This is a genomic window from Mesorhizobium sp. CNPSo 4684 (assembly GCF_057784315.1).
Genome location: NZ_JBWLUX010000015.1, coordinates 79,958 through 94,924 on the forward strand (window position 1 = coordinate 79,958; position 14,967 = coordinate 94,924).

Annotated in this window: 11 protein-coding genes and 2 tRNA genes; 10 read left to right on the forward strand and 3 right to left on the reverse strand. The window is 62.1% G+C overall.

What is annotated here, in order from left to right:
* Positions 1-524 precede the first annotated feature (524 nt).
* A complete protein-coding gene (locus AC04SG_RS15970; RefSeq protein WP_488551827.1) occupies positions 525-1,415 on the forward strand; it encodes an adenylate/guanylate cyclase domain-containing protein in 891 nt (296 codons plus the stop codon).
* A 249-nt stretch (positions 1,416-1,664) separates the two neighbouring features.
* Here the strand turns inward: AC04SG_RS15970 and AC04SG_RS15975 are convergent.
* Positions 1,665-1,739, reverse strand: a tRNA-Asn gene (locus AC04SG_RS15975).
* Between the two features lie 231 nt (positions 1,740-1,970).
* Between AC04SG_RS15975 and AC04SG_RS15980 the strand changes: the two genes are divergently transcribed.
* The 9 genes from AC04SG_RS15980 (at position 1,971) to AC04SG_RS16020 (ending at position 13,739) form a co-directional block, all read left to right on the forward strand.
* Positions 1,971-2,231, forward strand: coding sequence for a hypothetical protein (locus tag AC04SG_RS15980; protein WP_192257346.1), 261 nt, complete (start codon positions 1,971-1,973; stop codon positions 2,229-2,231).
* Positions 2,232-2,680: 449 nt separating this feature from the next.
* Positions 2,681-2,754 (forward strand) — tRNA-Cys (locus AC04SG_RS15985).
* Between the two features lie 109 nt (positions 2,755-2,863).
* Positions 2,864-3,538, forward strand: a complete 675-nt coding sequence (locus AC04SG_RS15990; protein WP_488551828.1) for a protein-L-isoaspartate O-methyltransferase family protein — start codon at positions 2,864-2,866, stop codon at positions 3,536-3,538.
* Positions 3,539-3,724: 186 nt separating this feature from the next.
* Positions 3,725-5,113, forward strand: a complete 1,389-nt coding sequence (locus tag AC04SG_RS15995) for a TolC family outer membrane protein (protein WP_203278402.1) — start codon at positions 3,725-3,727, stop codon at positions 5,111-5,113.
* 211 nt (positions 5,114-5,324) lie between these two features.
* A complete protein-coding gene (locus AC04SG_RS16000; RefSeq protein WP_488551829.1) occupies positions 5,325-6,269 on the forward strand; it encodes a PopZ family protein in 945 nt (314 codons plus the stop codon).
* 256 nt (positions 6,270-6,525) lie between these two features.
* Entirely contained in the window at positions 6,526-9,309 is a 2,784-nt protein-coding gene (locus AC04SG_RS16005; RefSeq protein ID WP_488551830.1) for a valine--tRNA ligase, read from the forward strand.
* Positions 9,310-9,667: 358 nt separating this feature from the next.
* Positions 9,668-10,912: an OmpP1/FadL family transporter gene (locus tag AC04SG_RS16010; RefSeq protein ID WP_488551831.1), complete on the forward strand. Its 1,245-nt coding sequence runs from the start codon at positions 9,668-9,670 to the stop codon at positions 10,910-10,912.
* 291 nt (positions 10,913-11,203) lie between these two features.
* Positions 11,204-12,928, forward strand: coding sequence for a dihydroxy-acid dehydratase (gene ilvD / locus AC04SG_RS16015; protein ID WP_488551832.1), 1,725 nt, complete (start codon positions 11,204-11,206; stop codon positions 12,926-12,928).
* Positions 12,915-13,739 (forward strand): tetratricopeptide repeat protein, encoded by an 825-nt coding sequence (locus AC04SG_RS16020; protein ID WP_112564806.1) that lies wholly within the window; start codon positions 12,915-12,917, stop codon positions 13,737-13,739. Before ilvD ends, AC04SG_RS16020 begins: the two co-directional genes overlap by 14 nt.
* A 61-nt stretch (positions 13,740-13,800) precedes the next feature.
* On the opposite strand, the gene AC04SG_RS16025 is transcribed toward AC04SG_RS16020, so the two are convergent.
* Positions 13,801-14,055, reverse strand: a complete 255-nt coding sequence (locus tag AC04SG_RS16025) for a hypothetical protein (protein ID WP_488551833.1) — start codon at positions 14,053-14,055, stop codon at positions 13,801-13,803.
* Positions 14,056-14,170: 115 nt separating this feature from the next.
* Positions 14,171-14,965 carry an exodeoxyribonuclease III gene (xth, locus tag AC04SG_RS16030; protein ID WP_488551834.1) on the reverse strand — a complete coding sequence of 265 codons (795 nt, stop codon included), beginning with the start codon at positions 14,963-14,965 and terminating at the stop codon, positions 14,171-14,173.
* Positions 14,966-14,967: the final 2 nt, after the last annotated feature.

The window sequence follows — 14,967 nt, forward strand, 5'->3', positions numbered from 1 at the left end:
TTTCGACCCCTAGCTTGGCGGCTGCGCCGGCCCTGTCCCCGTTCCACTGGAGGAACTGCACTTCCTTCCCGGTGATAGTCAGCACGGCGTTCAAGAGCACCTCATGCAGGAGACGGGTAGCTCGGTAGTGGCGATAGCTGTTGTGAGCGTTTTGACCTGGCCATGGTGGCGAGCTCCGTTGAAGGGGTTCGCCGCAACGAGGACAATAATCCTATATGGCTGAGCGCATGGCAAGCGGTTGGAGATAGTTTAAAAAAGGCCGACGCTATGGGGTTGGGTGGGCAGGCGCCGGCCAAAGGCGGGTAAGGTCCGCCGCTTGAGAAGCGTAACTGGGTCGCCTGCGTGCCCTTAATGGTATGATCGCCCAAGTCAGCCGGCGGCCGGCAGCATCAGCACTGCAACCGCCCGGACGGCCATCAGAGGCAGGCGGGCCAGGCCCACCATGTCGTGCTGACGGTAGCGCCACACTGCGCTGCCGTGCATTCTACAACGCAAGCACAGGCCGGTGCCGGAGCTTTAGGACGATGGATCAGGAAAGAGTTCTAGCCGCAGTCCTCTTAGCCGATGTGGTGGGCAGCACGCCGCTCTATGAGCGTATCGGCGACGATGCCGCTCTGCAGCAGGTCTCGGATTGCCTAGACGCGATACGCGAGATCGCCGCCCGGAACGGCGGTGATTTCATCCACTCGAAGGGCGATGACGTGCTTAGCCTGTTCGAGCGGCCAGAGGGGGCGCTGAGGGCCGTCCGTCAAATTGTCAGCCAGCTGACGAGAGGGTCGCTGACCACCCGGATCGGATTGCACTTCGGGGCGGTTATTCGCACGCGGGGCGAAGTATTCGGCGACGTTGTCAATGTCACCGCAAGGTTGTCCACCACGGCCAACCCGGGGGAGGTGCTGATCAGCCAGAGCTTCTTCGAAGCCCTTTCCTCAGAGGGCCGCAGTTCCTTGCGGCTCATCGACAAAATGCCCTTCAAGGGGAAGGAAGAGCCGTTCGACGTCTATACCCTGGGTGGCGATGATGGGGCACTCACTACGCAGATCGCCAGCCGGGGCACCATTATCGATAGGCGGTTCGCCCCGCCAAGGCACATCAATCTGGTCATCCGTTATGGGGATCAGTTGCGATCTTGCCGCAACAACGAATTCGTGACCATCGGCCGATCTCCTGAATGCAATATCGTCGTCCCGCGGCCCTGGGTCTCAAGGCACCACGCGACCTTCACCATTTCGAACGGCAGGGCGGGGCTTGTTGAGCGAAGCTCGTCGGGCACATTTGTGTCGACTGGGCCCGACCATGAAGTGTTCGTTCGCCGTGAAGCCGTTCTCCTGTTCGGCTCCGGCGTCATCTCGCCTGGGCGGAGGTCGTCCCTCAGCGACGCTCAGATCCTTAGCTACGAAATTATCTCAGGCTGACCCCGGCTGGAGAGCATCGGGGCGGCGAAGGCGAGGCGAATCGCCAATGCTGCAGCAAAGGCGCGCCAATTCCGTCTCGGCCGTGTCCGTTGCAGGCCGATCAAATCGTCAAAAACGTGTTCCACGGCCATTTTCTCTCCTTCGAGCGATCTCGTGCCGATCGGCGCCTAGCGAAGTCGAGTTGTGTAGATATGCTGTAGACCAGCCAATTTTCGGCTGTTCCTGCAACTCTGAAACCTATGGAAATGTTGGCTCCCCGGGCCGGATTCGAACCAGCGACCAACCGGTTAACAGCCGGTTGCTCTACCACTGAGCTACCGGGGAACAGAGGCTCTCATGTGAGTGGCGCAGCCTATAGCAAACCCGTTTCGGCTTTGCAAAGAAGCATTTCGCATTTTTTAGCGCTTTTTCATGCGATGGTTTCTGGCAATCGCCCGATGACACCACATATGAGCGGTCTTGGACGCCGTCCGGCCCTGGTCGGCGGAACCGAAAGGGCAATTGCAGCCTTTACCATATATGGCTTTAACTGGTGGCAACCGGATCGAGTTCGACATGACTGCAGCAGGCGAAAACCAGGCATCGGCGCGGAAAATTTCGGTGTTCGGCCGCGAGTTCACCATGCCGCGCTCACGCGGCCTCAGGATCGCCATCGGCGGCGTGCTGGTGTTTTTCGGCATTCTCGGCTTCCTGCCGATTCTCGGTTTCTGGATGATTCCGCTCGGCCTTTTGGTGCTTTCCTACGAATTTGCCGCGGTGCGCCGCCAGCGGCGGCGGTTCGTCGTCTGGTGGGAACGACGCAGGCGGCCGGGTTGAATGTGATGGGCGCACGGTCCCGGCTCAGCCGTCGCTGCGCTTTTCCAGCCCCCTCGCAGATTTCCTTGAGGACGGCAGCCGCTGAAGCCGGCCGCGCGCGATCGTGCGGCGAGAGCCGGCTTGCGCCCTCGATGGCAAGGCGGTCGATCGCGTAGCGCACAAGCTGTTCGCAGCGCAGCAGCGACAATCTGCCCGATGTGTTGGATTCCCGGTCTGCCGCGGGCCGACGCATGAATTACCTCCATCTTCCGCTACGCAGAGCCATGGGTTCGAGTTTCGTCTGCCTCTCGGTCACGCTTAATGACCGGCTAATATGCTGGCGTGCCAAGAGATTAAGCCGCTCGGAACCACGTTGCGGAGGCTGACGCGGAAAGCGCGCCGGAATGCTGCGCGGGCGCTTGACGACCTTTCGTCGCCACCATATTGAGTTCGCTCGCCGGGAGCGACGAGGCCTCGTGGCGGAGTGGTTACGCAGAGGACTGCAAATCCTTGCACCCCGGTTCGATTCCGGGCGAGGCCTCCAGTTGCTTCAGCTCCCGCGCGGCGGGGGCTTGAGTTCCGGTCGAATGCGCCGCAGTGTTGGCGCGGCAAGCGCATTTCGGCGCATTGGTTTTTGACGGATTGGTTGGGACATGAGCGCTGATTTCTCCGAGCTTCGCGTCAAGATGGTCGACGGCCAGGTCCGCACCACCGACGTGACAGACGCAGCATTGCTCGATGCCATGCTTGCCGTGCCGCGCGAGGCCTTTGTCGGGGCCGGCCAACAGGCTCTTGCCTATATTGACGAGGATATCCGCATTTCCGACGGCGCCGACGGTAGCGGAGCGCGCTACCTCATGGAGCCGTCGCCGCTGGCCAAGCTTTTACAGCTGGCGGAGATCGCTGCCGGCGATTCGGTACTCGATGTCGGCTGCGGCACCGGCTATTGCGCAGCACTCCTGTCCAGGCTGGCAAAATCCGTCATTGCTCTGGAAAGCGATGCCGCGCTGGCAGAGACGGCCAAAGCCGCACTCTCGGCGCAGGGCTGCGACAATGTCACCGTGGTCGCCGGGCCGCTGCCGCAGGGCCATGCCGCCAAAGCGCCCTACAATGTGATTCTGATCGGCGGCAGCGTCGAGGAAGTGCCGGCGGCGCTGCTCGGCCAACTCGCCGAAGGTGGCCGTCTGGTCGCCGTCGAAGGGCAGGGCAATGCGGGTGTGGCCCGTTTGTTTTTCAAAGCAGGGGGGGTTGTAACCGGAAGACGGGCATTTAATGCGGCAATTAAGCCACTACCGGGATTTGAACGCATTCATGCGTTCGAATTCTAAGTGATTTTACCTTGCAGCAAAGGCGCTGTCATGTTGGCTTGCGATTGGACAATCGTTGCTGATTTGGTTAACCGGTGTTTCGGGAGGCCGTCAGCGGGGGAACGATAAATCGACGCGGCGCCGGCTGATCCCTAGGGGTGGGCTGGCGTGGCGTGGTTCCCGTGCAAAACGAATGAGGGATTTAAAGTGCCGTCCTTAGCCAAAAGCTTGTTTGCTACCGTCCTTATTTCCGCGACAGCGCTTTCGCCGATAGCCGCCTCGGCGGAAACCATTCTCGGCGCGCTTTCCAAGGCCTACCAGAACAATTCGTCGCTGAATTCGGCCCGTGCGGGCGTGCGCGTCACCGATGAGGGCGTGGCGATCGCCAAGTCGGGATACAGGCCGGTCATTACCGGGAGTGCGGACGTCGGCTACGCCAGCCGGCACCTCAACGGTTCAAACACCGGCACTCGTCTGACAACCGGGAGCTTCGGCGTCGCCATCAATCAGATGCTTTTTGACGGGTTTCAGACCAAGAACAACGTCGCGGCAGCCGAGGCGCAGGTCAAGGCGTCGGTCGAGAGCCTGCGCAACACCGAAGAGAATACGCTGTTCAACGCGGCAAGCGCCTACATGGATGTCATCCATGACCGTCAGGTGGCGGTGCTGACCGAACAGAATTTGCAGTTCCTGACCGAGCAGGCGCGCGCGGCGCGCTCGCGCTTTGAGGTCGGCGAGGGCACGCGCACCGACGTGGCGCAGGCCGACGCCTCGCGCTCGGAGGCGGTGGCGCAGTTGAGTGCGGCGCGCGCGCAGGCACTGGCCAGTGCCGCAACCTATCGCCAGATCGTCGGTGACGAGCCGGGCAACCTCAAGGCGGCGTCGCCATTGGCGAAGCTTTTGCCGAGGAGCCTCGATGCGGCGATCGACATCGCGGCGACCGAACATCCGGCCATTCTTTCTACCGAACATCTGGTCGACGCGGCCGCATTTCAAGTGAAGTCGCACGAAGGTGCGCTGCTGCCGCAGCTTTCCGCTTCCGCCGGCGTTTCGGACGACTACTCCAAAAACTCGCCGGAAACCTTGACGTCGCAGAATGGCACTACCCGTTCCGCTAACATTGGTGCGACGCTGACCATTCCGATCTATTCGGGTGGCCGCACCTCGGCCCTGGTCCGCCAGTCGAAGGAATCGCTCAGCCAGGCTCGCATTGAGGTCGATGTCAGCCGCGACCAGGTGCGTCAGGCGGTGACATCGGCATGGACGCAATACACCTCTGCACAGGAGAGCGTCGCGGCCAACCGGCAGGTGATCGCCGCCGCGCAGTTGGCTTTGAACGGCGTTATCGAAGAGCGCAATGTCGGCCAGCGCACGACGCTCGATGTGCTGAACGCCCAGAACGATGTCATCAGCGCCAAGATCAACCTTGCCACCTCCGAGCGCGATGTGGTGGTGGCGAGCTATGCTATTCTTTCGGCCATGGGCCGCCTGTCGGTCGAGCGCCTGGCGTTGAATGTGGTGAAGTACAAGCCTGAAGAGCACTACAGAGCCGTCAAGGACAAGTGGATCGGTCTGCGCACACCGGACGGCCGCTGATCGCGCCCAGGCGGTTTCAAGTCCCGCCAGGATTGGAGTGTTGGAGCGCCGCGCATCCCAGGGATGCGCGGCGTTATCCTTTTGTACCGACAGGATCTTTTCCGAAGAAGGTTTTCGGTTCGCTGCCATGTCTAAATTGTTGAAATCCCGCATCTCCCGAGATTGGGGATTCTCCGATGGCGATCCGTCGGCTACGCTGTCGCCATGATTCGTGTCCGGCTTTGACGGACAGAGAATCTTAGAACGGGTCACTACAGCGCCGGAAGAAATACTGGCTTCCATCAGAAGGATCATCGAAGACAGCGACACCGGCCGCAAGCAGCCGGGTGACGCCGATGAGTTGCGTCAGGACCTTGTACCTGCCGCCGGGCCGGCCTCGGATGTCGAGGCCTTCCGCAGCGATCTGCACAGCGTGGCCGAAAGCAAGAAGCCGTTGACGCTGGCCGAGGTGCAGGCGCAACTGGCCGAACCTGTCGCGGCACGGCTGGAGCCGCGCTCCGAGCCGGCTTCGGTGAAGCCGGCCACGCCGGCAAATCCTGCTGCTACAACCGTCGCGCCCCCCACGCATGCGCCGATGACCCTGGCGGAAGTGAGCGCCAGAATAGCCAGCGAGTCTGCCACGGCGGCCAGGACAGAAGCGCCGGCCCGGCCAAAGGCGGAGACCACCGATTCCATCGTCACCGATTGGCGGCGCGAAATTGCAGCCGTGGGCAGTCAGACAAAGCCCGCCGATGTGGCCAAGCCGCTAGACGTCAGGCCGCAAGAGATCAGGCAGCAAGAGGTCAGGCAGGAAGAGGTCAGGCAGCAAGAGACCGGGAAGCGGCAGGCTGCTGCGGCGGAGATCGAGGCTTTCGAGGACGATCTCGCAGCCGAGTCGGCTTTCGAGTCAGGCCCGTCGCGCAGCGAGCAGGCGCGCCAGGCCGATGCAACATCGGTTCGCCCGGCGATCGTTTCGGAACACACCGGACGGCAGGTCGCAGCGGCTTTCGGCGAGCTCTCCGACGCCTTTGCCAGCCGCAGCAAGAAGACCTTCGACGAGATGGCCGAGGAGATGCTGCGGCCGATGCTGCAGGATTGGCTGGACAACAATCTGCCGACGCTGGTCGAGCGCCTGGTGCGCGAGGAAATCGAGCGCGTCGCGCGCGGTGCGCAGTAATTCCGCCGAGCCCGAAGAGGAAAAGCGCGGCCCTGAGCTTTTTGTGAGCTTCAGCTTCCCTTGGCTGCTGTGGCAAAAGCGATCAGGTTGCCGTCGATATCCGCGGCAATGAAAACACGGGCATGGCCTTCCCGTTGAAATGACCGGGGCGACGCCTATTTGCCGGTGAAGGACCAGGCCGCCCTGCGGTTGACTTGGCCAAAACCTTCCGATTTACACCGGACCAGCAAACTCCCGACAGCGCGGACCATTTCCCATGCTTGAAAAGACCTACGACGCCAAGACCGTCGAGCCCAAGATCGCCAAAATATGGGAAGAGGCGGACGCCTTCCGCGCCGGCGCCGGGGCAGAGGAGGGGGCCGAGGCCTTCACCATCGTCATCCCGCCGCCCAACGTCACCGGCTCGCTGCATATGGGCCACGCGCTCAACAACACGCTGCAGGACATCCTGGTGCGCTTCGAGCGCATGCGCGGCAAGAATGTGCTGTGGCAGCCCGGCATGGACCATGCCGGCATTGCCACGCAGATGGTGGTCGAACGCCAGCTGATGGAAAAACAGATCCATCGCCGCGACCTCACCCGCGAACAATTCATCGAGAAGGTCTGGGAGTGGAAGGCCGAATCCGGCGGCGCCATCTTCAACCAGCTGAAGCGCCTCGGCGCCTCGGCCGACTGGTCGCGCGAGCGCTTCACCATGGATGAAGGCCTGTCCAAGGCCGTGCTCGAAGTCTTCGTCAGCCTGTACAAGCAGGGGCTGATCTACAAGGACAAGCGCCTTGTGAACTGGGACCCGAAGTTGTTGACGGCGATCTCCGACCTCGAGGTCGAGCCGCAGGAGGTCAACGGCAATCTGTGGCACTTCCGCTACCCGATCGAGGGCGAGGCGTTCGATCCGGAAAATCCGAAAACCTTCATCACCGTGGCGACGACCCGCCCGGAGACGATGCTGGGCGATACGGCGGTCGCCGTGCACCCGGACGACGAGCGCTACCGGCATCTGGTCGGCAAGAATGTCGTCCTGCCGATCGTCGGCCGGAAGATCCCTGTTGTGGCTGACGAGTATTCCGATCCGGAAAAAGGCTCCGGCGCGGTCAAGATCACGCCGGCCCACGACTTCAACGATTTCGAGGTCGGCAAGCGCCACAAGCTGCCGGCCATCAACATCCTGACCATCGAGGCAGCCATCAAACTGACGGACAACGAGGACTTCCTCGCCGGCCTTGAGATCACGCCGGAGCGCCAGGCCGTCTGGGACGAACTCGACGGTCTCGACCGTTTCGTCGCGCGCAGGAAGATTGTGGAGCTGATGGAGGCCGGCGGCTTCCTCGACAAGGTCGAGCCGCACCGTCATGCCGTGCCGCATGGCGACCGCGGCGGCGTGCCGATCGAGCCGTTCCTGACCGAGCAGTGGTATGCCAATGCCGCCGAACTCGCCAAACCGGCGATCGCCTCGGTGCGCGAAGGCCGTACCAACTTCGTGCCGAAGAACTGGGAAAAGACCTATTTCGACTGGATGGAGAACATCCAGCCCTGGTGCATTTCGCGCCAGTTGTGGTGGGGCCACCAGATCCCGGCCTGGTACGGGCCTGACGGGCGCGTCTTTGTCGAGAAGACCGAGGAAGAGGCGCTGGCCGCTGCCATCGAATATTATCTGGCGCTGGAAGGGCCGTGGAAGGCCTGGGTCGAGGACAAGCTCGAGAATTTCAAGCCGGGCGAGATCCTGACCCGTGACGAGGATGTGCTCGACACCTGGTTCTCCTCGGCACTGTGGCCGTTCTCGACGCTGGGCTGGCCGGACCACACGCCGGAACTGAAGACCTACTACCAGACCGACGTGCTGGTGACCGGCTTCGACATCATCTTCTTCTGGGTCGCCCGGATGATGATGATGGGCCTGCACTTCATGCACGAGGAGCCATTCCACACCGTCTATGTGCATGCGCTGGTGCGCGACAAGAACGGGCAGAAGATGTCGAAGTCGAAGGGCAACGTCATCGATCCACTCGACCTCATCGACGAGTTTGGCGCCGACGCACTGCGCTTCACGCTGACGGTGATGGCGGCGCAGGGGCGCGATGTGAAGCTCGATCCGGCGCGCATCGCCGGCTACCGCAATTTCGGCACCAAGCTATGGAACGCGACGCGCTTTGCCGAGATGAACGAGGTCGCGCGCAATGACGATTTCTGGTTGAACGACGCCAAGCTGCCGGTCAACCGCTGGATCCTGACCGAGCTGACCAGGGCGTCGCACGCGATCACCGAGGGCATTACCAGCTACCGCTTCAACGAGGCGGCGGGCGCTGCCTACCGCTTTGTCTGGAACCTGTTCTGCGACTGGTATCTGGAACTTCTGAAGCCGGTGTTCATGGGCACTGACGAGGCAGCCAAGGCGGAAAGCCGCGCCTGCGTCGCCTTCGTGCTCGACGAAATCTACAAGCTCCTGCATCCGATGATGCCGTTCATGACCGAGGAATTGTGGGCGCAGACGGCAGGCGAGGGCAGGACGCGCGCAACGCTGCTTTGCCACGCCGCCTGGCCATCACCAGACTTCGAGGACGCGGATGCGGCCGCCGACATCAACTGGCTGGTCGATCTGGTCTCCGGCATACGCTCTGTGCGCTCGGAGATGAACGTGCCGCCGGCAGCGATCGCGCCGCTGGTGGTGGTCGGCGCAAGCGCCGAGACCCATCAGAGGCTGGAACGCCATGCTTCCGCCATTAAGCGGCTGGCGCGGGTCGGCGACATCTCGCTGCAGGACGCAGCACCCAAGGGCTCGGCCCAGATCGTGCTCAACGAAGCGATCATCTGCCTGCCGCTCGGCAGCCTGATCGATCTCTCCGCCGAGGCGGCGCGGCTGCAGAAGGAACTGGCCAAGGTGACCGAGGAAATCGCCCGGTTGCACAAGAAGCTGTCTAACGAAAGATTCGTCGCCAGCGCGCCGGAAGAGATCGTTGCAGCCGAGCGCGAAAAACTCGATGAATACCGTGATCAGCAGGAGAAGCTTTCGGTGGCGTTGACCAGGGTGCGCGACGCCGGTTGAACACCGGATTCGCGAGGCGCCGACAAGCGCGTCGCGACTGCTCTTTTGCCCGAAAAATAGGCATTCCGTTGCGTTAATATTGACGTAAACGGAAAGTTTCAGCCCCATTGTTGCCATAATGTAACAATCGGGCGGAATGCCGGCAAAACAGCCGGATTTCGTGCCGTTTTAAGCGTTTCTTCTGATTTTTTTCCTAATGTGCCTCCCAAATGGCCATTTTCGGACCTGCTGGCCAGGCCGCCACTGTGTTCGAAATGCGGTCCGCAAGAGTGTACGTGTACGCTATGTGATTTCATTGTTGCACCGTTAACCTGAATTGGTTCTAGCTTGACGCACTAGTATTTCGGGGAGGACATCCATGAGCAATTTGCGTTTGAAAACACTGCTGGGGGCGGGGTGTTTTTCGCTGGGCTTGATCGGATCGGCGGTGGGGCCGGCGCATGCCGGGGGCATAGAGCGCGGCGGCTACGACATCGATCTTTTGTTCGATCCGGCGCCGTTCGCCTCGGAAGCCGAGGCGACCTTCGTAATGCCGCAGCGCAAGCTCAAAAATGCGGTCGATACCGACCCGTTTAACGGCACCGTGATTGGTTCGAGCACGGCCGATGACAGCGAGAGCTACTGGGTGCCGCGCATCGGCTTCAAGGCTCAGATCGTGCAGGGCGTCGACTGTATGGCGGATTATTCGCAGCCATGGGGCGCGCATACCTCCCCTGGTCAGTGGGCCGGCGCCCAGTCAAACATGGAAACGGATATCAAGAGCAACAACTACGCCGCCACCTGCTCCTACAAGATGGATGCAGGCAAGGGCCAGCTTCGCTTTATCGGCGGTGTGTTCTATCAGGAAGTCTACGGCTTCAAGGAAAGCCTTGTGTCGCCGGCTCTCCCCGACTTCAGCCTCACCGGCCGCGTTGATCTCAAAGGTACCGGCTGGGGCTGGCGCGCTGGCATTGCTTACGAAATCCCCGAAATCGCTTTGCGCGCCAGCCTCGTCTACAATTCGCAGGTGAAGCTCGACAACCTCTCCGGCACGCTCGATTTGACGAAAGTCGGCGCTCTTGAGCCGACCGACATTTATGGCGAAGCGTCCATGCCGGATTCCGTGGAATTGAAGCTTCAGTCCGGCATCGCGCCCGGCTGGCTCGCCTTCGGGTCGATCAAGTGGGTCAACTGGAGCGTGTTGCAGAGCATTCCGATCTGTTCGCAGGCCTCAAAAGGCCTGGCACCCTGCACGACGGTTTCCCCTTTCCCGGTTAGGATGACCTCGCTTGATCTGATGTATCGCGACGGCTGGACTGTCACTTCCGGCATTGGCCACAAATTCAACGACCAGTGGAGCGGCGCCGCCCAGATTTCGTGGGATCGCGGTACAGCCCATGGCGTGGGCTCGCAGACCGATACCTGGACGCTGGGTGGCGGCGTCGCCTATACGCCCACGGCCAATATTGAAGTGCGTCTGGCGGGTGCGGTCGGTGTGCTGACCAGCGGCCATTCCGGAACCCTGACCGACGAAAACGGCTACGTGGCTGGCACGGACGTCAGTTATGATTTTGGCAACGATTTGGTCACCGCCATTTCGGGCGGTATCAAGATCAAGTTCTAAGCCCCAGAAATTGAAGAGAAAAAGGTCGGGCAATGCTCGGCCTTTTTCGTTTGCGGGCACGGCGGCGAGCCATGCCGGCGAAGGCTTGCGTTGCAGATACGCCTCACCTGCGCCGCCCCTCGGGATTGTGACGTTTTGGCAACAGTTTCTGAACAACCCCCGCGCTAGAGTTCCGCCCGACCAAATTGCCCATTTCCCGCCATAAACCCGGCGCACCTCGAATTTGTCTCGGGACACGCGCCAGAAGGCTCGGCGATGAGGCAGGCCGCACCGCCCGCGGCAAGGAAGAGTATGGACGCCAAAGTCATTTCCAAGGCCAAGCTCCCGAGCCGCCATGTGACCGTCGGTCCGGCGCGTGCGCCGCACCGTTCGTATCTCTATGCCATGGGTCTGTCGGCGGCCGAGATCGCTCAGCCGCTGGTCGGCGTCGCCTCCTGCTGGAACGAAGCCGCACCTTGCAACATCTCGCTGATGCGTCAGGCGCAAGTGGTCAAGAAGGGTGTGGCCTCCGCCAACGGCACGCCGCGCGAATTCTGCACCATCACCGTCACCGACGGCATTGCAATGGGCCACCAGGGCATGAAGTCGTCGCTGGTGTCGCGCGACGTGATCGCCGATTCGGTCGAACTCACCATGCGCGGCCATTGCTACGATGCGCTGGTCGGCCTTGCCGGCTGCGACAAGTCGCTGCCCGGCATGATGATGGCCATGGTGCGGCTCAACGTGCCGTCGATCTTCATCTATGGCGGCTCGATCCTGCCCGGCAGCTATCGCGGCCGCCAGATCACCGTGCAGGATGTGTTCGAGGCGGTCGGCCAGCATTCGGTCGGCACGGTCAGCGATGCCGAGCTGCTCGAGATCGAGCAGTCGGCGTGTCCGTCGGCCGGCTCCTGCGGCGCCCAGTTCACTGCCAACACCATGGCGACCGTCGCCGAGGCGATCGGCCTGGCGCTGCCCTATTCCTGCGGTGCGCCGGCGCCCTACGAGATGCGCGACCGCTTCAATTTCGCCTCCGGCGAAAAGATTATGGAGCTGATCGCCAAGAACATTCGGCCGCGCGACATCATCACGCTGAAGGCGCTGGAGAATGCGGCGACTGTGGTGTCGGCCACCGGCGGCTCGACCAATGCGGCTTTGCACCTGCCGGCCATCGCGCATGAAGCCGGCATCAAGTTCGACCTGTTCGACGTCGCTGCGATTTTCGAAAAGACCCCCTACATCGCCGACCTCAAGCCGGGCGGCAAATATGTCGCCAAGGACATGTTCGAGGCCGGCGGCATTCCGCTGCTGATGAAGACGCTGCTCGACCATGGCTATCTGCATGGCGACTGCCTGACCGTGACTGGCCGTACTTTGGCCGAAAACATGGAGCATGTTGCCTGGAATGATAGCCAGGATGTGGTCCGTCCCGCCAACCGACCAATCACCCAAACCGGCGGTGTCGTGGGCTTGAAGGGCAACCTTGCCCCCGAGGGCGCGATTGTGAAGGTCGCGGGCATGACGGAGCTGAAATTCTCAGGCCCGGCACGCTGTTTCGATTCGGAAGAGGAATGTTTCGAGGCGGTCACGCACCGCAACTATAGGGAAGGCGAGGTTCTCGTCATCCGCTACGAAGGTCCGCGCGGCGGTCCGGGCATGCGCGAGATGCTGTCGACGACGGCGGCGCTCTACGGCCAGGGCATGGGCGGCAAGGTGGCCCTCATCACCGACGGCCGTTTTTCGGGCGCGACGCGCGGTTTCTGCATCGGCCATGTCGGGCCCGAAGCTGCCGTCGGCGGACCGATCGGACTGCTGAAGGACGGCGATGTGATCTCGATCGATGCAACCAAAGGCACGATCGAGGTCGACCTGTCCGAGGCTGAACTGGCAACGAGGGCGAAGGCCTGGAAGGCGCGCACGACCGACTACCAGTCCGGCGCGATCTGGAAATATGCACAGACGGTAGGGCCTGCCCGCGACGGCGCGGTCACCCATCCCGGCGGTGCCAAAGAAACACATTGCTATGCGGATATCTGAGTTGTTGAGGTCATCTGTCCTTCCGGCACTGGTCGCTGTTGCGATCTTTGGCGCCGTGGGCCAGGCCATGGCCTTCGACGACAAGGTGTTCGACGACAAGACCGGCGTGAAGCCGCAATCGAGCCCGTGGGCTGTGTTCCAGTTCGGCTTCTCCGCCTACAAGAGCGGCCACAAGGAACAGGCGGTCGAGGCCTATAAATACGCCGCCGAAAACGGCCAGATAGGCGCCACCTGGAAGCTCGCGCGCATGTATGCCGAAGGCGACGGCGTGACCCGCGACGACTATGCGGCCTTCAAATTCTTCTCCGAGATCGTCGATCAGGATGTCGAGCCAGGATCGCCGGAGGAAAGCTATGTCTCCGACGCGCTGGTGGCGCTGGGCGACTATCTCAGGACAGGCATTCCCGGCAGCCCTGTCGAGGAAAACGAGGTCGCGGCGCAGGAATATTACATGCGCGCAGCCGCCAATTACCGCAATCCGAACGCCCAGTTCGAGATGGGCCAGATGTTCCTGAAGGGCGAGGGCGGCGTGAAGGCCAGCGTCAAGCAGGCCGGCCGCTGGTTCCAGCTCGCTGCCGAAAAGGGCCATGCCGGCGCCCAGGCGACGCTGGGCAATCTTCTGTTCCAGAGCGGCAAGATCGTGCGCGGGCTGGCGATGATGACGGCCGCGCTCGAACGCGCCTCGCCGGCCGACCAGCCGTGGATTCGCGGCATGCAGGAAGAGGCATTTGCCGCCGCCGGCGAAGCCGACCGCCGCACCGCCATATCGCTGGCGGATGATATTCTCACCAAGGGCGGCGGCGACCAGTAAGGGTCGTGCGCTGATCTCCCCCGCAAGGGTCCTGCAAGGGGGGAGATCAGCTCTCGACTTATCAGTTCGCGATCGGTTCCGTCGGCACCGCGCTGTGCGCCGGCACCGAGATTGGCGTAACCTTCAGGTGAGGCTTCATCGTGTTGTCGGGGCAGGTGTCGCCGATCTTCGTCCATGAGGTGTTGTTGAGCACGAGGTCGCAGCGGGCCATGTGGCTCTGGTCGGAAACCGTCAGGCAAGCGACCTGGCCAACCTGGTACGACTTGCCATTGGCCAGGCACTGCTGGTCGGCGAAGGCCGCTGCGGGTGCAGCCATGGCAAATGCCAGGCCGATCGGACAAAGAAGGAATCGTATGGTCATGGAACCCCAGCCGCCATGCTGATTTCCGAATGAAGAGCGCGATTGTGGCGATATCAGGGTTCGGCAGCTATCAGGCCGGCAGCAAGGCCAGATCGATCGCCACCGGCACGTGGTCGGACGGTTTTTCCCAGGCGCGCACGTGCTTTTCGATCGAGGCCGAGGAAAAGCGGTTGGCGGCTTCGGGCGACAACAACAGATGGTCGATCCGGATGCCGTTGTTCTTCTGCCAGGCGCCGGCCTGGTAATCCCAGAAGGTGTAAACATCGGCGGCGTCGGTGACGGCGCGCACCGCCTCGGTGAAGCCGAGATTCTTCAGCCGCCGGAAGGCCTGCCGGGTCTGCGGCTGGAACAGCGCATCGCTCAGCCAGTTCTCGGGAAACCGCGCGTCGATCGGCTCGGGGATGACATTGTAGTCACCGGCGAGCACCAACGCCTCTTCCAGAAGCAGGCGCTGCTCGGCCCAGCGATGCAGCCGCTCCATCCAGGACAGCTTGTAAGGGAACTTCTTGTCGTCATCGATCGGGTTGCCGTTGGGCAAATAGAGCGAGGCGACGCGCAGTGCGCCCTGGTCGGTCGAGAATACGCCCTCGATAAAGCGCGCCTGCTCATCCGTGTCGTCGCCGGGCAGGCCCCTGGTGACCTCGTCGAAGGGCATGTTCGACAGCAAAGCGACGCCGTTAAAACCTTTCTGGCCATGGGTTTCGACATTGTAGCCCAGCGCCTCGATCTCGGCGCGCGGGAACTGTTCGTCGACCGTCTTGATTTCCTGCAGGCAGACGATGTCGGGCTGGCTCTCGGTCAGCCAATGGGTGAGGTTGCCGATGCGGGCGCGGACGCCGTTGATGTTCCAGGTGACGATTTTCATGG